Source organism: Pseudanabaena sp. UWO311, from assembly GCF_006937785.1.
Classification (GTDB): Bacteria; Cyanobacteriota; Cyanobacteriia; order Pseudanabaenales; family Pseudanabaenaceae; genus Pseudanabaena.
Genome location: NZ_SJEE01000003.1, coordinates 252,604 through 271,446, shown reverse-complemented (window position 1 = coordinate 271,446; position 18,843 = coordinate 252,604). Strand labels below are relative to the sequence as shown.

17 protein-coding genes and 1 pseudogene are annotated in these 18,843 nt (G+C 41.4%); 9 read left to right on the top strand and 9 right to left on the bottom strand.

The genetic code is table 11. The features are described 5' to 3' along the window. The 6 genes and pseudogenes from PseudUWO311_RS04640 to PseudUWO311_RS04615 all read right to left on the bottom strand — a co-directional run. Nucleotides 1–517 (bottom strand): annotated as a pseudogene (locus PseudUWO311_RS04640) (photosystem II q(b) protein); the annotation flags it as partial. A 155-nt stretch (nucleotides 518–672) separates the two neighbouring features. Continuing rightward, entirely contained in the window at nucleotides 673–1,569 is an 897-nt protein-coding gene (gene murB, locus PseudUWO311_RS04635) for a UDP-N-acetylmuramate dehydrogenase (RefSeq protein WP_142654002.1), read from the bottom strand. A gap of 113 nt (nucleotides 1,570–1,682) precedes the next feature. Beyond that, complete coding sequence (gene murC, locus PseudUWO311_RS04630) at nucleotides 1,683–3,053, bottom strand: UDP-N-acetylmuramate--L-alanine ligase (protein ID WP_142654000.1); 1,371 nt, start codon at nucleotides 3,051–3,053, stop codon at nucleotides 1,683–1,685. 75 nt (nucleotides 3,054–3,128) lie between these two features. Beyond that, on the bottom strand, nucleotides 3,129–3,788 hold the full coding sequence (locus PseudUWO311_RS04625) for a Crp/Fnr family transcriptional regulator (protein ID WP_236580002.1): 660 nt from the start codon (nucleotides 3,786–3,788) through the stop codon (nucleotides 3,129–3,131). 355 nt (nucleotides 3,789–4,143) lie between these two features. After that, nucleotides 4,144–4,635: a TerB family tellurite resistance protein gene (locus PseudUWO311_RS04620; RefSeq protein ID WP_142653996.1), complete on the bottom strand. Its 492-nt coding sequence runs from the start codon at nucleotides 4,633–4,635 to the stop codon at nucleotides 4,144–4,146. 438 nt (nucleotides 4,636–5,073) lie between these two features. Next, nucleotides 5,074–5,598 carry a hypothetical protein gene (locus tag PseudUWO311_RS04615; protein ID WP_142653995.1) on the bottom strand — a complete coding sequence of 175 codons (525 nt, stop codon included), beginning with the start codon at nucleotides 5,596–5,598 and terminating at the stop codon, nucleotides 5,074–5,076. Nucleotides 5,599–5,742: 144 nt separating this feature from the next. Here PseudUWO311_RS04615 and tatA point away from each other — a divergent pair, with 144 nt between their 5' ends. Beyond that, nucleotides 5,743–5,910 carry a twin-arginine translocase TatA/TatE family subunit gene (tatA, locus tag PseudUWO311_RS04610; protein WP_103669228.1) on the top strand — a complete coding sequence of 56 codons (168 nt, stop codon included), beginning with the start codon at nucleotides 5,743–5,745 and terminating at the stop codon, nucleotides 5,908–5,910. A 155-nt stretch (nucleotides 5,911–6,065) separates the two neighbouring features. Here the strand turns inward: tatA and tsaE are convergent, their stop codons facing one another. Next, nucleotides 6,066–6,659: a tRNA (adenosine(37)-N6)-threonylcarbamoyltransferase complex ATPase subunit type 1 TsaE gene (gene tsaE, locus PseudUWO311_RS04605; RefSeq protein WP_142653993.1), complete on the bottom strand. Its 594-nt coding sequence runs from the start codon at nucleotides 6,657–6,659 to the stop codon at nucleotides 6,066–6,068. Nucleotides 6,660–6,792: 133 nt separating this feature from the next. On the opposite strand from tsaE, the gene moaC reads away from it, so the two are divergent. Beyond that, a complete protein-coding gene (gene moaC, locus PseudUWO311_RS04600) occupies nucleotides 6,793–7,305 on the top strand; it encodes a cyclic pyranopterin monophosphate synthase MoaC (RefSeq protein ID WP_142653991.1) in 513 nt (170 codons plus the stop codon). Nucleotides 7,306–7,341: 36 nt separating this feature from the next. On the opposite strand, the gene PseudUWO311_RS04595 is transcribed toward moaC, so the two are convergent. Beyond that, complete coding sequence (locus tag PseudUWO311_RS04595; RefSeq protein WP_142653988.1) at nucleotides 7,342–7,536, bottom strand: cation transporter; 195 nt, start codon at nucleotides 7,534–7,536, stop codon at nucleotides 7,342–7,344. 91 nt (nucleotides 7,537–7,627) lie between these two features. Between PseudUWO311_RS04595 and PseudUWO311_RS04590 the strand changes: the two genes are divergently transcribed. The 4 genes from PseudUWO311_RS04590 (at nucleotide 7,628) to PseudUWO311_RS04575 (ending at nucleotide 14,565) form a co-directional block, all read left to right on the top strand. Beyond that, nucleotides 7,628–10,432 carry a PAS domain S-box protein gene (locus PseudUWO311_RS04590; RefSeq protein WP_142653986.1) on the top strand — a complete coding sequence of 935 codons (2,805 nt, stop codon included), beginning with the start codon at nucleotides 7,628–7,630 and terminating at the stop codon, nucleotides 10,430–10,432. Between the two features lie 69 nt (nucleotides 10,433–10,501). Continuing rightward, on the top strand, nucleotides 10,502–12,223 hold the full coding sequence (locus PseudUWO311_RS04585; RefSeq protein WP_142653983.1) for an EAL domain-containing protein: 1,722 nt from the start codon (nucleotides 10,502–10,504) through the stop codon (nucleotides 12,221–12,223). A 93-nt stretch (nucleotides 12,224–12,316) separates the two neighbouring features. Next, complete coding sequence (gene gmd / locus PseudUWO311_RS04580) at nucleotides 12,317–13,387, top strand: GDP-mannose 4,6-dehydratase (protein ID WP_142653981.1); 1,071 nt, start codon at nucleotides 12,317–12,319, stop codon at nucleotides 13,385–13,387. 221 nt (nucleotides 13,388–13,608) lie between these two features. Then, nucleotides 13,609–14,565 (top strand): GDP-L-fucose synthase family protein, encoded by a 957-nt coding sequence (locus PseudUWO311_RS04575; protein ID WP_142653979.1) that lies wholly within the window; start codon nucleotides 13,609–13,611, stop codon nucleotides 14,563–14,565. A 43-nt stretch (nucleotides 14,566–14,608) separates the two neighbouring features. On the opposite strand, the gene PseudUWO311_RS04570 is transcribed toward PseudUWO311_RS04575, so the two are convergent. Continuing rightward, complete coding sequence (locus PseudUWO311_RS04570) at nucleotides 14,609–15,496, bottom strand: alpha/beta fold hydrolase (protein WP_142653977.1); 888 nt, start codon at nucleotides 15,494–15,496, stop codon at nucleotides 14,609–14,611. Nucleotides 15,497–15,724: 228 nt separating this feature from the next. Here PseudUWO311_RS04570 and PseudUWO311_RS04565 point away from each other — a divergent pair, with 228 nt between their 5' ends. From PseudUWO311_RS04565 to PseudUWO311_RS04555, 3 genes are all read left to right on the top strand, one after another. Further along, on the top strand, nucleotides 15,725–16,474 hold the full coding sequence (locus tag PseudUWO311_RS04565) for a phycobilisome rod-core linker polypeptide (protein WP_142653975.1): 750 nt from the start codon (nucleotides 15,725–15,727) through the stop codon (nucleotides 16,472–16,474). A 281-nt stretch (nucleotides 16,475–16,755) separates the two neighbouring features. Continuing rightward, nucleotides 16,756–17,277, top strand: a complete 522-nt coding sequence (locus tag PseudUWO311_RS04560; protein WP_142653973.1) for a phycobiliprotein lyase — start codon at nucleotides 16,756–16,758, stop codon at nucleotides 17,275–17,277. A 429-nt stretch (nucleotides 17,278–17,706) separates the two neighbouring features. Next, nucleotides 17,707–18,843 (top strand): hypothetical protein, encoded by a 1,137-nt coding sequence (locus tag PseudUWO311_RS04555; RefSeq protein ID WP_142653971.1) that lies wholly within the window; start codon nucleotides 17,707–17,709, stop codon nucleotides 18,841–18,843.

Below are 18,843 nucleotides of genomic sequence, written 5' to 3'. Positions count from 1 at the left end.
GCATACCGTCAGAGAATGATCCTTGTCCGATTGGGTAGATCAAGAATACTGCGGTTGCTGCTGCTACTGGTGCAGAGTATGCTACTGCGATCCAAGGACGCATACCGAGGCGGTAGGAGAGTTCCCACTCACGTCCCATGTAGCAGAAGATGCCGAGGAGGAAGTGGAATACTACTAGTTGATATGGGCCGCCGTTGTATAGCCATTCGTCGAGGCTGTCTGCTTCCCAAATGGGGTAAAAGTGCAGGCCAATCGCATTTGAAGATGGTACGACTGCGCCAGAAATCATGTTGTTGCCGAAAAACAAGCTACCAGCTACTGGTTCGCGGATTCCGTCAATGTCTACTGGAGGAGCACCAATGAAGGCGATGATGAAACAAATTGTGGCTGATAGTAAGCAAGGGATCATGATTACGCCGAACCAACCTACATAGAGGCGGTTGTCGGTGCTGGTGATCCAGTTGCAAAACTGATCCCACAGTGAAGCGCTTTCGCGTCTTTGTACTGCTGTTGTCATAATTGCAAATAATCCTTTTGGGAATGAATAAGATTAAAAAGTTATATGTAAGCTTGCGCTTATATAAATAGATTAAATGAAGTATTGAGTAATGTAAATACTAAAATCTTAAATCTATCTATAGATAAATGCGATCGCTGACAAGCCCCAATTGTTTAGAAATGACCGATCATCTTGACTTCGGTTTCCAGCACTACACCATCGCGATCGCTGATTACAGTTTTAATGTGTTCGATGAGACTGCAAATATCACTAGCTTTTGCATTCCCCAGATTAACTATAAAGTTGGCATGTAATTCTGAGACTTGGGCATTGCCGATTTGATACCCCTTTAATCCAGCGTCTTGAATTAGTTTTGCGGCAAATTGGGGCACAGGATTACGAAAAACACTGCCACAGTTGGGCAAATGATACGGCTGTGTGGTGTGTCTTACTTTTAGTTTTGCCTCAGTATCTGCTGCGATCGCCAATGGATTGCCGCCAGCTTGAAATTTAAAGGTTGTACCTGTAACGATGTTTGACGATTCTTGTAGAGACGAGGTTCGGTAACTGAAATCCAAATCTTGAGGATAGACGAGATGAGTTTTACCAGTTAAGGAGATCGTCTGCACAGAAACCACACAATCAGCCGCACATCCACCCTGTGCGCCTGCATTCATTACGACCAATCCACCCACAGTTCCAGGAATACCAACTGCCCATTCAAAGCCAGACCAACCATGACTAGCAATTTGCATAGCTAAACGAGCCACAGGTTCACCTGCGGCGGCGGTAACTTGCCCAGAATGCTCATCAAATTCAATGCCCCGCAAGTGTCGAGTGCAAACGACCAAACCCTCTAAGCCTTGATCGCTGATTAAAAGATTGCTACCAGCTCCAATAATTGTGATTGGCAGATGCTGATCGCTTGCCCATGAGAGACTTTCAGCTAGCTCCGCAGATGAGCGAGGCGAAATGAAGTACTCAGCCAAACCACCAACTCGCATCGAAGTTAGCCCTGCAAGAGATACATTGGAGCGAATAGAGTTTTGGATTTGAAGATCGAGTGACATTTGCTTAAATTAAAGCTAATTAAGTGACTAAGCTGCTTCGTGCGTTATCTTTCGTGCGTTCTCTAATTTAACAATTCGCTCATTAAATGTGCTATGGCAAAGCCGTGCCACATTTAATGGGTTAATTCTTGGATGGTTGGCGCGATCGCCTGATTGAGGTTGCCCGCACCGAGAAATACAGCCAGATCCCCCGACTGCAAATTTTGCACTAAGAATGCTTGGACATCTTTGAGCGTTGGCAGATAATGCACTTGATCTTGAACTGAGGCGATCGCTTCAGAGACTTGTAGCCCTGATATCTTGCCATCATTGGGTTCACTTGCAGCATAGATATCGGTGACAATCACCATGTCTGCATCGGTGAAGGAATGACTAAATTCTGCTAAGAATCTATGGGTGCGGCTATAGCGATGGGGCTGAAAAATCGCAACTACACGGCTAGTAGTATTCTGTTGTCTTGCGGAAGCAAGCGTGGCAATAATTTCGCTAGGATGATGAGCATAGTCATCAACAAAAGTAATCCCATTTTGCACGCCTTTAATCTCAAAACGGCGACTAGCTCCAACAAAATCGGGTAAAGCATCGGCGATCACTTGCCACTCAACTCCAACATAACGTGCTACTGCGATCGCAGCCAGAACATTGCTGAGATTATGCTTACCTAACAGCCCCACTGAAATTTTACCTAAAGCTTTGCCTCGTTCGATCACTAAGGCTTGAGTATCTGATGGGGTGTAATTCACTTCCGACACCATATAGTCTGCGGTCGAGTCACTCAAACTATAGGTAATGTCTGAATGAATAAACTCCGTGACCGTAGGGCAATCAATACATCCAACTACAATTTCACAACGTTTTGCAAAAGTCTTAAAGATTTCAACTACCTGCTCAAGGCTGTGATAGTGATCAGGGTGATCTAGCTCAATATTGGTAATAATACCAATATGCGATAAAAATTTCACCAAAGTGCCATCGGACTCATCGGCTTCAGCAACTAGATATTTGCCTTGCCCCAAACGGGCATTTCCTTGCCAAGAGCTAACTTCACCACCAATGATAATACTAGGATCTAGTCCAGCCTTGAGTAATAAGAATCCGACTAAGCTACTAGTTGTTGTTTTTCCATGAGTGCCTGCAACTGAGATCGCCTGAAATTGTTCGATCAACGCTGCCAATAAGTCTGAACGATGCAAAATTGGTAAGCCATTTGCTAGAGCTATCTGAAACTCTGGGTTTTGTTGATTGATAGCTGTAGAACAGACGACCTGAGGAGCATTTGCTAGATCGATGTTGTCTGCATGATGCCCTTGAAAAATTTTTACACCCAGAGCCTGTAGTTTTTGAGTGATGCGATTGCTACTAAGATCCGAGCCAGATACCGTAAATCCTTGCTTCGCTAAAATATAGGCGATCGCCGACATCCCGATCCCGCCAATACCCACAAAATGAAACGGCCTACCGCTGAAATCAACTGGATTCAGCATTTATACTTCTTACCTACCAAATAACGAGCCTAATAATAACAGATCAAAAGGTGACGCGAAGCAACACCTTTTGATCTAAACCATCAAAGATTCTAAGCCTTCAGGGTTGAGGATGCATAATACATCGCGATCGGGAATACGCTGAATTAAATTTTTGCGTTCTAGTTTCCCTAGTACACGAGTGACTGTCTCTCTAGCTAAACCACTTAGACTACTAAGCTCACGATGAGGCAAATTGGGGATTTCTAAACCACCACTGACTTTTGTCCCTTGTCCTTCGGCTAGAAATAGCAGGACATCGGCAACGCGAGAAGTACTATCAGCTTCCCGTAAGCGTAAACGTCGATTAACTTGACGTAAGCGCTTTGCCATTAGCCTTGCTAAATGGATGCCCGCGATTGGCTCTGTTTCAAGCAGATGTACAAAATCTGAAGCTGGCAGGCTGCCAATAGTTGTCGGGGTAAGCGTAATCACATCAGTGGATCTAGGCACTTGATCTAGCGGAGCCATTTCGCCAAACATCTCGCCAAAGCCGAGAATGTTAAGGGTGATTTCTTTCCCATCAAGATTATATGTGCGAATTTTCGCCCAGCCTTCCAAGATGAAATAAACAGAGTTTCCCCAGTCGTTTTCCAACAAAATCACTTGATCCGCTGGATGGCTGCGTGTGACCATATGGGCTGTTGCCCTAATTACGGCTTCATCAGGTAAGCCCACAAAGAATGGGGCAGACATAATTTTTTGCTGAAGATCAGTTCCATCCCGCATAGTGGCTGCTCGTACTTCTTAAAGATTTATTGTAAGTAATCACTCTATCCGAGTTTGTAGCGATAGGTATTACCATCAGCACAATGACTTAGGAATGAAAATTAATTAAAACCAAAATTTGTTGGGGCGGGCTTCGCCCGCCCCAACAAATTTTGGTTTTAATTGCACAAGTTAATTAATTTTCATTCCTTAGTTATTTTAGAACCCAAACCTACAGCAATTTACAATTAATAAATTCCAAAATTGGGTTTGATGAAGGTCTGCCGATAGAAGGCTTTCATCAAACCCAATTTTTATAATGCGAATTGCTATGCTTTTTAGCTTAATTCGCATTTCCAAGTAATTTATGTAGCCTTGCTGCCAAAGATTTAATAATTCCGTTGGGATAGGCTCCTTCGTGAGGAACGATCGAGGCTTCAATGTCGGCTACAACATCTGGAGGCAAATCTAGGATTCTGACTAACCTTTGATAGGCGGCGGCTTCATCAAGATTAATCATTGGTTCATCTGGATTACGCCGACTAGCTTGGATCACTTGATATCCAAGTCTGAGAGTCATTTTGCGATCTTCAACACTTTTGATATTTGGTACGACTTCTTCAAGAGGAATATTTTGCCCTAAGTAATCTTTAAGACGAGTTTTCAAAGCGCTACGCTCTATTTCAGTTTTGGCAAATAACATTGCAAATTCATCAAGCATCAGCCGAATTTCATCAGGTTCAAGCTTGCCGTCTGCCCAAGCCATTGCTGCTACAGCACGAAGCATATCCATCTGACGAGGACTAATCGGAGGGGGAAGTTCTTGAGGTGTCATAGATTTACCCTTAGCCAAGTTTATTTGCCAAATATGCTCAAATCATAGGCTGGATTCATTAAAAATATGCCTTACTTTATTAATGTTTATAAGTAGATACTCTCTTCCCAGAGAATAATTAGGGGCGAGCGGCGAAGTAGTTCATCCCTGATTATTCACCTATTCTTTCGATGGGAGAGGATAAGGCATAGTCAAAAACTAGATTTATACCAATCACAAAATGGCGTGGCTATTTTGTGATTTTTAAACCCTTACAGAGTTTGTCTTTTAATTCACAAACGTGTGACAACACTTCTGTGAATTGCTATTAGCAATAAAAGGTTTGCTTAGGACATAAAACCCCAAATAAAAATGGCGGCGCTTCGCGCCGCCATTTTTATTTGGGGTTTTGATTTGTCCTAGCTATCTTTTTTATCGCTATAGCAGCGCAAATATATCCTATGTCTTACTTAGCTTTTGCTTAAGTAAATCGGCATTTACGGCACTCAAATCAATTTGAATTTCTAAGCGTTGGGTTTCATCTCGAAATAGTAAAACTGCATCACCATTGGGCTGAATGATACAGCCAAACTGAGGATCGATGACTTGAGTCTTTTGGTAGACGATTTTGGGTAGAGTAATGCGAAGTTGGTAGCTTCGACCTGACGATGGCAGAATGTCTAGTTGTTGAGTAAATTGGTTGAGTTGGAGGTAGCCAACAGAAATATTGCGTTCGTCGGGGCTATTGGGCTTGTACCAATAAAGAGTAATGCCGCGCAAGCTCGGTGTTTGAATTGCAAAAGTTTCGTCGAGGGACTGTTTGCTCCAGTCGATCGCATTGCGATCGCTATTCTCTGTCAAAGGGCGTTGTTGCCAGGTGATTTCTTGTCCTGCTAAAGATGCCCACCATTGGGCAATACGAGCAAGATTGGCTTCAGCATCGGGTTCAGTGCTGCCAAGTGTCCAAGTAATGGTTGAGTCCATTATTTTTTAGTACTTGTTTGGTTAGATTTACTTGTAAATTCTTTATAGCTTACTGCTTTTGAATACACTCAGAAAGTTGAGTTAGCTTATACTTGCTGAGACAATAGAAGAATATTCAGATACGTTTGAGGAGATCGAAGTTAAATGTTTGGAATTGGCTGGCCAGAAGTAATTGTGATTTCGCTTGTGGGTGTAGCAATTTTTGGGGCAAAGCGAATCCCTGAGATTGGTCGCAGTGTGGGACAAGCTCTACGTGGTTTCCAAGATGAAGTAAAGGGTAATGGCGAACCTGATGAATTAGATTCTAAGTAGCCAAGACATATAAAGACCCAAAATCTATACCGCCCGCTAAGCGGGCGGTATAGATTTTGGGTCTATTTTTTAATCATGCTGAGTTACTTAAAGATAGCTAAATCAAAAAAGTCGCAGTTCAAATCCCTGCTTCTATTTGTCATATAAATTTCTTGTTAAAGGTGCTGCTTGGCATTACTTATGACAAGAATCTTGGTTTCGGCTTCAGCACAAAGTGTAGTCAGAATATCAATATAGGTTTCGCCTTGAGCGATGAGATGAATAAGGCGGGCTTCAGACAAGACTTCTAGATCATCTTCTAAATTTAAGTCAAGATTTTTTGTTTCGTCTTTATTTTGAGAGCTTATTGTTGCTGCGAGATTAATCTTGAGATGAGCTGGCGGCATGGTAAGCAGTTTACTTGCCCACTCGATCGCCACCACACCGAGCGGAAAATCCTCACCACGCCAATATTCTTCTAAATGTAAGCTGGGAATTTGCGATGGCTCTAGACGATAAAGATCAATGTGATAAAGTGGCAAACGACCTTCAATGTATTCATCAATTAGCGTAAATGTTGGACTAGTGATCGTGGCGCTAATACCAAGAGCAAGACCAAAGGCTTGCATAAAAGTAGTTTTGCCACTACCAAGATTGCCTTCGAGTAGAATAATCGTACCAGCAGTGACAAGCTGAGCAAGTTGGCTAGCGATCAATTGAGTCACACTAAGATTATCTGCATAAATCTCAATCTTTACAGTCTCAGTCATAATTCGGTTAAACTTTTGTACTAGGTGAAGAGTCTGGTCATAGCTGACTGGTTAGCAACAACTAACCGTGATTAAATACTTCGTAGCCTTGTTTTGTTTTTATATTATTGAGCTAATTTCGGCAAAGTTTTTTATGGATACGGATATTCTTCAGTCACTCGCTCATCTCGATCAAAGTGGTAATGCTCAGATGGTGGATGTGACTTATAAACCACAAACGGTGAGACGGGCGATCGCTGTTTGCGAGATATCTATGAAAACAACAACGTTAGATGCAATCCAAGCGGGAAATGTGCCAAAAGGAGATGTATTAGGGACGGCAAGACTAGCAGGGATTATGGCAGCTAAACAAACAGCTAACTTGATCCCTATGTGTCATCCGCTTAATCTAACTAGTGTCGATGTCAAAATTTATCTAGATGAAAATATCCCTGGGTATCAGATTGAGGCAGAGGTCAAAACCAAATCTGAAACTGGTGTGGAAATGGAAGCCATGACAGCTGCCACGATCGCAGCTTTAACTCTTTACGATATGGCAAAGTCCCTCGAAAAGACGATGATCATCTCGAATACAAGGCTAATCCATAAGAGTGGGGGAAAGTCAGGTGATTTTAATGCTCCTAAAGGCGATTATTGCGATATATAAGAAATTAGATGCCGTGATTTTCTCGGCATCTAATTCTTATGCAGCTTTGTGACCTGCGATCTCAATTAGTTCTCGAATTTTGACTTCAGATAAATGGCTCTCGATATCTAAAGACTTAGTTGCAGCGTCACCATTAACCACTGCCGATGCATCGACAGATTGGATCGCTCTAGTAATATTTTCGATACAGCTAGAACAACCGATGGAAGGAACTGAGATCGTTAAATTCATAAATAATTAATGTCAATACATTGCGATCACAATTATAGTTGAGCCATTAAGCTCAATAATAGCTGCGATATTGGGTAGAGATTTGGCGATTATGCAAAACATCCTAGATCATATTCAATGCGGAATCTTTATTTTGACGGTTGAAGCAAATTCGCAAGTATCAGATCCAAATGATCAGGGATTTATTCTGCGGTTTGCGATCGCTAATTCCGCATTTGTGCATCTTGTCTTTGGGGAACGTAGTATCGATCAAACTGTAAATCTAGTTGGCTTACAGCCAAAGGAATGTTTGTCTCTAGAATTTGCGGATTTATTGAACAAATATGTTGGTCAATGTTTGAAAACACGACAAGCTGTTGTGTTTGAAGAACAACTTGATTTAGTGACAAATCGGATGCTATCGATTTCGCTATCCCTGGATATTGACAGTATCAACAATTCAGCGCAGATTGTTGGAACTTGCCAAGATATTACTGACAAATCACTATCAAAATTCCAAGTTCAAGATCTCAATCAAAAGAAATTCAGCCATTTAGTGAGTGAAGTTTCTGACGCTTTTGTGGTGGTTGATCATGAAGGTGTAGTGCGATATGTTAATCAATCGGCTGAGAACTTATTTGGGTGTAAATCTGAAGATATTATCGGTGAAACTTTTGGACTTCCTGTAGTAGCGGGGGAAAGCACTGATGTCGATATTCTCAACCGAGGCTGTACAACCTCAGCGGAAATGCGTGTGTCAGAAGCAATTGATGAAGATCGTAGAGTCTACGTGGTCGCCTCATTGCGAGATGTCTCAGAACGTAAGCGGGTAGAAGAGTCTTTGAAATTGCGTGAACGGGCGATCGCAGCAAGCTCAAATGGGATTGTGATTACGGATGCCACTCTGTCGAATAATCCTATGATTTATGTTAATCCTAGCTTTGAGAGAATCACAGGCTATAGCGCAGCAGAAGTAATCGGACGTGATTGCCGCTTTTTGCAAGGCGGCGATCGCAATCAGCTTGGTCTTATAGAGTTACGTAAAGCTATTGAGGAAAAGCGGGAATGTCACTCTGTGCTTCTCAACTATCGCAAAGATGGTACCCCATTTTGGAATGATTTATATATTGCACCAGTCTTTAACGATCATGGCGAACTCACTAACTACATCGGCATTCAAACCGACATTACCGAACAAGTAAAATCAAACCAAAAATTGCTGGGAAGTGAAGAGCGCTTGCGCACTGTACTGACATCGATCAAAGAAGGTATTACATTTAGTGATGATTCAGGCTATTTTTCGATTTTCAATAATGGGATGGAAAATCTCACGGGGTATACATCAGAGGAAGCAAATGCTAGCCATGATTTTACAACCTTCCTATATCCCGATCGTGCCGAACATGATAAAGCTTTGCAACGATTACAGCAACTTCAGGAAAAGGGACAACCGATGACTGTCGAGACTCGCATTTGTCATCGTGATGGCACATTTAAAGATGTCTTAGTTTCCTCAAGACTAATGGCATACAAAGGTAAACGGATGTATTTAAGCAGTTATTACGACATTACCGAGCGGAAAAAAGTCGAGACTCAACTGCGCTATCAAAGTGAAAGAGAAAGATTGCTAAATGCAATTTTACTTAAAATTCAATGCGAATTAAATCTCGATCAAATCCTATCAATTACGGTTAAAGAGACTCAAGAATTATTACGTATTGATCGAGTAGTTATTTATCAGTTTCAGCAGGATTGGAGTGGTACATTTGTTGTAGAAGCTGTTAATAATCCTGTGTTATCCATTCTTGGCAAAACAATTAATGATGCATGTTTTAATCAGGATTATGTGCAAAAATATCAAAACAGAGCTATATCTAGTATCAATGATGTTGAGCTTGCAGATTTAAGCACTTGCCATAAAGATCTTTTACAATGTTTTCAAGTAAAGGCTAATATCGTAGTCTCTATTTCTTTTGGAGATACTTTATGGGGATTGTTAATAGCTCATCAATGTCTTGCGCCTCGTCAGTGGGAAGAATTTGAAATTGATTTGCTCAAACAGTTAGCTAATCATGTTGCGATCGCAATTCAACAAGTAAAATTATTTGAGCGAGTTCAAGATCTCAACAAAAATCTAGAACGTCAAGTTGCCGATCGCACTCAGCAGCTAGAACAAAGTCTCAGCCAACTAGAGAGAGCTTTGCTCAGAGAGAAAGAACTTAACGAACTCAAATCACAATTTATTTCCAGAGCTTCCCATGAATTTCGCACCCCACTAGCAACGATCCAGACAGCAAGTGATCTGCTGCGAAACTATGGTTATAAAATGTCAGACGAGAAAAAGCTAGAAAGAATTGATAAAATCCAACGCGAAGTTAAAGGAATGACAAACCTATTGGAGGAAGTATTAATCATTGGCAAAACTGAATCTGGTAGATTTGATTTACAGTCAGAAGAAATTAATCTTGAAGATTTCTGTCTAGAAATTATCGAGCAAACTAAATTAATAGGCAACGGCAAGCATCAAGTTATATTCAAAAACATTAATACGCCTATAAAGATATCAATTGACACTAAATTTTTTAGGCAAATTATTTCTAACTTATTGTCAAATGCTATTAAATATTCTCCAAATACAAGTGAGGTCTATTTTACGATTTCGCTAACTAGCGATCTCATCCCTCAACTTTTATTAGAGTTTAAGGATCAGGGGATTGGTATTCCTTTAATTGATCAAGAAAAGATTTTTGATCATTTTTATCGCGCCCAAAATGTTGGTATGATCGTAGGAACTGGATTGGGGATGGCAATTATTAAGAATTCAGTAGATATTCTTGGCGGCACAATTCAACTTACTAGTGTTGAAAACAAAGGCACAACTATAAAAGTAAAACTTCCTTACAGCTTTACTCAATGAATAATTATTGATGCTTAGCGTAGCCGAGCACCAGTAATTATTGAATTTAATAATGGAACAAAGTAAATTATGACAACGATTCTAGTCATCGAAGATGTAGAAGCTTTGCGCGAAGAGATCATGGAGACTCTCTCCTACGAAGGTTTTGATGTACTGGGTGCAGAAAATGGACTTGTTGGTGTACAAATAGCCAAAACCTATTTACCAAATTTGATTATCTGTGATATAGCCATGCCAGAACTGGATGGCTTCGGGACATTGGTTGCACTGCGACAAGACCCCAAAACCTCAATGATTCCGTTTATATTTTTGACGGCAATGACGGAAAAAGCTGATATGCGTCATGCTATGCAACTAGGTGCAGATGACTATCTGACCAAGCCTTTTACTTCTGCTGAATTATTGGGTGCGATCGCCTCACGTTTGCAAAAGTACAACTCTGCTAGAGATCATTACTATGATGAAATCAAAGCGGTAGGCGCAAGGTTTGAATACCTGTCTCACCATGATGGCTTAACACAACTGCCAAATCGCATCCTTTTTCATGAGTCGCTAAGCCAAGCTATTTTGCACGCCAAAATTAATAACAAATCGCTCGCTTTACTATTTCTGGATATGGACAATTTCAATATTATTAACAATACTCTTGGTAATAATATTGGCGATCAATTGTTTATAGCGATCGCCGAGCGCCTAAAGCGCTACACCGCACCATGCGATATGGTGGCGCGTATCCAAGGCGATGAATTTGCTCTGATCATTTCTGGTGTCACAGATACGCTCAGCATCAAACTTGAAACACAGAAAATTCTCGATCTATTAAGCCGTCCCTATCATATATATGGGCATGAGGTTTTCATTACGAGTAGTATTGGCATCACCATTTTTCCTGAAGATCATCAAGAGGTGGAAGGATTAATCAAAAATGCTGAATTAGCTATGTATTATGCTAAAACCCATAGCCGAAATAGCTATAAGCTCTACAGTCCAGATCTGAATGTTCAATCTTCAGAATATATGGCGTTAGCAAATAGCCTCCACCGCGCAATTGATCGCAATGAAATTCGGGTTTTTTATCAGCCTTTGGTCAACCTCAAATCTGGAAAAATCGTTGGGGCTGAAGCGTTAGCAAGATGGCAGCATCCCGACTTAGGGTTGATTATGCCGAGTAAATTTATTCCTGTAGCCGAAGAAACAGGGCTTATCCTGCGTTTGAGTGAGGTAATCCTATACTCAGTCTGTGAACAAATGCGCTCATGGCGCAAATCTGGCATAAATTACGGATTTATTGCCGTCAATCTATCTGGTCAGCATTTTCGTCCAGACAATAATCTCACAGAATTAATTAGTAAGGTTTTACAAGAAACTGGTACCGAACCAGATAATCTGGAAATCGAGCTTACAGAAAGCATCATTATGCAAAATGCAGAGTTTACAGTCCAAGTACTATCGCAGTTGCAGTCAATAGGCGTAAAAGTAGCGATCGATGATTTTGGTACAGGCTATTCGTCTTTGAGCTACCTTAAGCATTTTCCAGTAAATATACTTAAGATAGATCGCTGTTTTATCCAAGACATTACAACAGATCGCCACGATGCGACAATTTCCCTAGCGATCATCGATCTTGCCCATAGTTTGTCCTTGCAAGTTATCGCTGAAGGTGTCGAGACTGCGGAGCAAATTCAGTTTTTAAAAGAAAATGGCTGTGATCAGATACAAGGCTACTTCTTTAGCCCACCATTACCTGCACCTGAGTTTGAAAAATTATTGATTGATGGTAAATGCTTGTAAATGAGAAAAGGAAACTTCTAGTTCACCTCATCTTTTCTAGATTACTTTAATCATTGCTATAAAATTTTATTGAGTCCTTCCAAGCCATACTTCATGAGTAAATCTAAACGCGCCTTAATTACAGGTATCACAGGTCAAGATGGATCTTATCTATCGGAACTACTACTAGCAAAAGGATACGAAGTCCACGGTATCATTCGTCGCACTTCCACAATCAATACCGATCGTCTTGATCATATGTATCAAGATCCGCATTTACCAGAAACCAAATTATTTCTACACTATGGCGATCTGACCGATGGCACTACTTTGGGCCGCATTTTAGAAGCTGTTCGACCTCATGAAGTCTTTAACCTCGGTGCTCAGTCCCATGTGCGCGTTAGCTTTGACTCTCCTGAATATACAGTTGATGCAGTAGGAATGGGAACATTACGGTTATTAGAAGCTTTGCGCGACTATCAACAACGCAACGATCGCGAAATCCGTTTTTATCAGGCAGGCTCATCCGAGATGTACGGCTTAGTGCAAGCTGTACCCCAAAATGAGGATACTCCCTTTTATCCACGTAGTCCCTATGCTTGTGCCAAGGTGTATGCCCATTGGCAAACAATTAATTACCGAGAGTCTTACGGACTATTTGCTTGCAATGGCATTTTGTTTAATCATGAGTCACCGCGCCGAGGTGAGACCTTTGTCACCAGAAAGATCACCAGAGCAATCGCCCGCATTGTCGCTAATCAGCAGAAAAAACTCTATTTAGGAAATCTTGATTCCAAACGCGATTGGGGCTATGCCAAAGACTATGTTGAGGCGATGTGGTTAATGTTGCAACAGGAAAAACCTGATGACTACGTGATTTCCACTGGTGAGACCCATTCAGTAAGAGAATTTTTAGAAGAAGCTTTTGCTTACGTCAACCTTAAATGGGACGACTATGTAGAGATCGATCCGCGTTATTTCCGCCCTGCTGAGGTGGATTTGTTGTTGGGAGACTCCAGCAAGGCTAAACAAAAGCTGACATGGGAGCCAAAAGTTACCTTTAAGGCTTTGGTGGAGCTAATGGTAGATGCGGATCTAGAAGCATTGGGCTTACCCAATCCTAAAGGCACACATTCTCAAGATATTGCCACATTGCGAAATATTGGACAAGCCTCGACTTGGTAACTTTATAACTGAATGTTACGCAGAACGCAGATGATTAATCTCTTGCTGCTAGCCAAGCAGGATAACCACGGGGGGATTGCTCCTACCTGCAATATTCATGATCTGTAGGGGCTGCGCCCCCGTGCCAGCCCTAAACCTCAGCTATCGCAGGAATTCCTTCTGCGTAACATATAACATCAGTTTGGATTTTAAATTACTTAGACTTTAATAGAGAAGTTTTTATGTTAGAAAATCGAGCAAAACTACAATTCAAAGATCAAAAGATTCTTGTAACGGGGGGGGCGGGCTTTTTAGGTAAGCAAGTAATTGCCCAACTAATCGCCAGAGGAGCCAGCCCAGATTTAATTACCGTCCCTAGATCAAAAGAGTTTGATTTGCGATCGCTGGATATCTGCGAAAAAGTTGTACAGGGGCAGGATTTAATTATCCATCTTGCCGCTCATGTTGGTGGTATTGGACTCAATCGCGAAAAACCAGCCGAACTGTTTTATGACAATCTGATGATGGGTGTCCAATTAATTCATGCCAGTTATCGAGCAAATGTTCAAAAATTTGTATGTGTTGGCACAATTTGCGCCTATCCCAACTTTACACCTGTACCGTTTAAAGAAACCGATCTCTGGAATGGTTATCCTGAAATTACTAATGCTCCCTATGGAGTTGCTAAAAAGGCTTTACTAGTGCAGCTACAGTCCTATCGACAACAATATGGTTTTAATGGCATCTATCTACTGCCAGTTAATCTCTATGGACCAGAAGATAACTTTGATCCTCGTAGCTCTCATGTAATTCCTGCTCTAATCCGTAAAGTTTATGAAGCTCAGCAAAGAGGCGATCGCTTTATTTCTGTATGGGGAGATGGAACCTCGACCAGGGAGTTTGTATATTCCGAAGATGCTGCGAGAGGAATAGTGATGGCATCCGAGGCTTATAACGAGTCTGATCCAATCAATATTGGTACTGGCTTAGAAATTTCAATCAAGGATTTGATCCATTTAATTTGTGAATTAATGGGATACGATGGCGAAATTATTTGGGAAACTGATAAGCCTAATGGTCAGCCTCGCCGTTGTCTTGATGTAGAAAGAGCTAAGCAAGCATTTGGTTTCACAGCACAGGTAGATTTTCGCGATGGTTTAAATAAGACGATCGCTTGGTATCGGCAGCAAGCAGCATAAAAGCAGAAATGCCGCACTTCGTGCGGCATTTCTGCTTTTAAATTTATAGAAATTTCAGCAAAATGTCGTTAACCATTTCTGGAACTTCATCCTGTGGGCAATGCCCAGCATTCGGAATATCAATAAATTCCTTGACACAGGCAAATTTTGTGAAAGACTTACGACCTAATTCAATTGGCTCCCAAGGATCGCGATCGCCCCATAACACGATCGCATCACAGGGCAAAATCGCTAAGAGATCTTCAGGTCTTGGCCCCTGAGAATAGCGCACAAAAGCCATAAATACATCCACCGCATTCGGATTTTGTGCAGGCTTAGTCAATATGTCAACTAATTCATCGGTCACAGCTTCTTTATGAAAATAAGCTTGTGAAAGAATTTGCTTAACCGATCGCGGATTTCGTACTTGATCAAAAAATAGTTTGGCGATCGCCCGATTACCCAAAATATTTTGGACAGCCTTTACCCCAACACGCTTAAACCAAGGCATATCTAATTGATTTTGTTCTTGTAATAATCGTAATGAACAATTAATCAGCACTGTCTTGAAGATTAGCTCAGGTGCATAGATCGCCGATTGCATAGCCACCACCGCACCGATCGAATTGCCAACTAATATGGCGCGATCACCCACCACTTCGTTCACAAAATCGGCAACCTGTTGCCCCCAAGTCTCGAATGTATAAGCAAGCTCACTCGGTTTAGGCTGAGCAGAGGAACCGAAACCAATTAGATCGATCGCATAAACCCTAAATTTTTGCGCGAGAATAGGGACGTTTTTGCGCCAATGCCCCACTGAAGCCCCAAAGCCATGGATCAAAACAATTGCAGGCTTATCAAGATTTTCATCTAATCCCTCAGCACAATAACCAATCTCATAATCGCGCCATGTCCAGAAGCGATCGGCAAACTTACGATATTCAAAAAACATTGAGATAAATTAATTTTAGGACTCAGAGATAGATCGTACGAAGAGTCAAATATCTCTTGCAAAGGTAAACTTATATTAAGCAAGTAGAACTAGCTAATTTCGCCTATCCTATCATTGACAAGAGGGTAGCCTCTCGTAATTATATTTAGCTTATTTAGCCCCGAACTCATTGTATGTTTGGGAATAGGTATTTTTATAACTTTTCGATAATATTTTGGAGATTTAAACGTGGCTCTTCCTTTATTAAATTATGCCCCAGCATCGCAAAATTCTCGCGTTGCTGGCTTTACAGTGGGTAGTGACAACACACCTCGCATTTATAACACTGCAAACTTACTCTCTAGTGGTGATCTAGGCGAACTGATTGAAGCTGCCTATCGCCAAATTTTCTTCCATGCTTTTACCTCTGATCGCGAAGTTACTCTAGAATCGCAATTGCGTTCTGGCAATATATCGGTCAGACAATTTGTGCGTGGACTAGTTCTCTCTAACACCTATAGAAGCAGTTTTTATGACAAAAACAGTAACTATCGCTTCGTAGAACAAACTGTACAGCGCGTCCTTGGTCGTGATGTATACAGCGAAAAAGAAAAAATTGCTTGGTCAATTGTAGTTGCGACCAAAGGTATTGAAGGTTTCATTGATGCATTGCTCAACAGCGATGAATATCTTGAAGCTTTTGGCGATGATATCTTGCCTTACCAACGTCGTCGGGTTCTACCTAGCCAAAGAATTGGCGAAGTGCCTTTCAACCTCAAGTCTCCTCGCTACGATGCTTACCATCGTGCACAGTTGGGCTTCCCTCAACTTATTTGGCAAAATACTGTCCGCAGCTATGTGGTTACCGACAGAGCACCAAAAACAGGCGATCCAGCTTTGTTCTTGAATATGGCTCGCAGCATTAATACTGCTCCAGCAAACTCAACCCCTGTGTCTGCTCAAAACCTCGATTACGAACGTCTAGTTCCACGTCGTTAAATCTCAACTTAAAAGGTAAACAGCTAAGTCCGTTAATCTTTAAAACCTATAAAGCAAAGGGGGCGCAATGCGCCCCCTTTGCTTTGACTGCAAATTACTATAAAATTTGTGTCATAGCTAAACTAACGTTTGTTCTTTTTATAGCAATTTGCTTTCAAACCCTACACAAATTAAGAATATAAATTCATTGCGGAGCTTTGCCCTGCAACCCTTCTTAGTAAATGGTTTGAGCGAACACTGCTGTAAGTCTCGCCCTTATTTAAGTTGTTTATTTTTCACTAATGGATATTCATCAATTTCTCGAACTCTTTGTCGGTCGCTGGCGATCGCAACGCAGCGATCATCAATTTAGTAAGGGAAATGGTAATGATATTCGCTCTGTGATTGAGATTACCGCTTTAAATCTAGACGATCCAGATTTGGTTGCAATTTGCCAAAAGCATGACATTCATCCTAATACTGCGATCCATCCGATGAAAATGTCATGGGAAGAAGAAGCTCTAAGCAGTAATAAGCCAAAGGGCAACGCCTTAATCGTACCTGTGCCTAATGATCTGAACTCACCACATAAAGGTTTTATATTGACTAAACAAGGTAAAAGTGCTTATGAACTTGGTGCAGACGAAGCTCTGACAATTCAGACGATTACGGCTCACAACATAATTGAGGAAAGGATTTGGTATGGAAATCCTAACTTAAGATTTCGAGTAGCAACTTTGTTACAAGGAGATGGAGTTGGCGATCGCCATGTCCAATCGTCCAAGTTTTATTCAGAAATTCGTAGTGCTGTCCCAAAGACATAAAGTAAATGCGGCATTTATAGCCTCATTTATAGCTTTTACCAAATGGACTAAGACATAAAACCCAAGAATTGATTGGCGGCGCGGAGCGCCGCCAATCAATTCTTGGGTTTTATGTAGCTATACTTTATGTTTTTATGAGATGGGATATCAATGTCCAGACTTCTAAGCTGATAAAACCTGCTAAAAAGATAAAAATTGCAATATTTAGACTAGTTTTAATTTTTTCCATATTTATGTTAGGTATTAGGCTCTTAAATAGATTTGTATGGGCAGCGTTAAGCATCGCCAATATGAATCTATTTAAGAGTGTCATATTTTGATGAAATAGGTGCTTAAATAAACCAAATAATTTTGACTAGAAAAATCATCACTTTATCTAGTTGAGTTAAACTTAACCGTTATTACATTCAAGTGTGAGGATGTACTGCTGTGAATTGGGTCAAAAGGTTTAGTATTCTCGGATCTATAGCGATATCATCTTTGGCGATCGCTCAATCCGCCTCGGCACGCTTTGTGATTTTTGTTGCAGGTAATGATGCTGCAACATTACAGAGGGTTCGCACTGTTTCTCCGACTGCTTTTGCGACAAAGATTAACGATCAACCTGCAATCCAAGCAGGAACCTTTAACTCCGAGTCTAGCGCTGATAGTCTCGCGATCGCCCTGCAACAGACTGGATTGTCAGCCCAAAAATATTTTCGCGCTTCAGGCGGTAAAGAAACTAATGTCCAAATTCCTTTCTCAGAAACGCCTACCGCTCCAGTAAATTCTTCATCTGTCTCTTTAACCAACCCGCAACAGGTTGTCATTCAATCAAGCCCAACTCCTCAACCAGTTAGCTTTCAGGTAGATTCTCAGCCTCAAGTTTATAGCTCAGCGCCTCAACAAGCGATCGCCTATAACCAGAATCAATATCAGCAGATCACAACAAATACTGTCGTTCCACAGGTACAAACTCAGCAGGTGCTGGTACCACGTTGGCAACAAGTATTAGTTCCAGAAACAAGACAAGTCATTACCCAGACGGTTGTACCTCAAACTCAAATCGTCCAAACTGGCTATACCCAACAGTCAACTGGTTATGTGCAGCCAACGGCTTACGTACAGCCAACAGCTACTACTTACATACAGCCAGTACAAGCCACAGGCTACACACAAACAACTGGTTATGTGCAACCTCAGACAGGGTTTATACCTGCAACATCAACATTAGCCCCGACGACCTTCGACAATTCGATCTCGACAACTAATAGCTTCGCTTTGCCCCCCCAATCAACCAATACTGCTTATAGCACTGGTTCATATACCAATACTGCAACTATCGAGCCACAGTTACCACAAGCCACTCAAAATTCAAATTTTCGCTATGTTGCTGCCGTACCAGCAGCTGCAAGCAATCAGTTTTTACTATCACGAGTACGTCAATATGTTCCTAACGCCTTTTTGACAAATTCTGGCCGTGGTACTTACATTCATGCAGGTGCTTATCAAAGTCGCGATTCGGCTGAGGCGGTATCTCGCTATTTGAGATCGCAAGGTGTTGACTCCCGAGTTCTTTACTTCTAA

Excerpts from the sequence above, each read along its gene's own strand:
- murB (WP_142654002.1), bottom strand. The coding sequence starts at position 1,569 with ATGTCACTCGATCTTCAAATCCAAAACTCTATTCGCTCCAATGTATCT.
- PseudUWO311_RS04590 (WP_142653986.1), top strand. The coding sequence starts at position 7,628 with ATGCAAAACATCCTAGATCATATTCAATGCGGAATCTTTATTTTGACG.
- PseudUWO311_RS04570 (WP_142653977.1), bottom strand. The coding sequence starts at position 15,496 with ATGTTTTTTGAATATCGTAAGTTTGCCGATCGCTTCTGGACATGGCGC.
- PseudUWO311_RS04625 (WP_236580002.1), bottom strand. The coding sequence starts at position 3,788 with ATGTCTGCCCCATTCTTTGTGGGCTTACCTGATGAAGCCGTAATTAGG.
- murC (WP_142654000.1), bottom strand. The coding sequence starts at position 3,053 with ATGCTGAATCCAGTTGATTTCAGCGGTAGGCCGTTTCATTTTGTGGGT.
- PseudUWO311_RS04595 (WP_142653988.1), bottom strand. The coding sequence starts at position 7,536 with ATGAATTTAACGATCTCAGTTCCTTCCATCGGTTGTTCTAGCTGTATC.
- PseudUWO311_RS04620 (WP_142653996.1), bottom strand. The coding sequence starts at position 4,635 with ATGACACCTCAAGAACTTCCCCCTCCGATTAGTCCTCGTCAGATGGAT.
- gmd (WP_142653981.1), top strand. The coding sequence starts at position 12,317 with ATGAGTAAATCTAAACGCGCCTTAATTACAGGTATCACAGGTCAAGAT.
- tsaE (WP_142653993.1), bottom strand. The coding sequence starts at position 6,659 with ATGACTGAGACTGTAAAGATTGAGATTTATGCAGATAATCTTAGTGTG.
- moaC (WP_142653991.1), top strand. The coding sequence starts at position 6,793 with ATGGATACGGATATTCTTCAGTCACTCGCTCATCTCGATCAAAGTGGT.
- tatA (WP_103669228.1), top strand. The coding sequence starts at position 5,743 with ATGTTTGGAATTGGCTGGCCAGAAGTAATTGTGATTTCGCTTGTGGGT.
- PseudUWO311_RS04560 (WP_142653973.1), top strand. The coding sequence starts at position 16,756 with ATGGATATTCATCAATTTCTCGAACTCTTTGTCGGTCGCTGGCGATCG.
- PseudUWO311_RS04615 (WP_142653995.1), bottom strand. The coding sequence starts at position 5,598 with ATGGACTCAACCATTACTTGGACACTTGGCAGCACTGAACCCGATGCT.
- PseudUWO311_RS04575 (WP_142653979.1), top strand. The coding sequence starts at position 13,609 with ATGTTAGAAAATCGAGCAAAACTACAATTCAAAGATCAAAAGATTCTT.
- PseudUWO311_RS04585 (WP_142653983.1), top strand. The coding sequence starts at position 10,502 with ATGACAACGATTCTAGTCATCGAAGATGTAGAAGCTTTGCGCGAAGAG.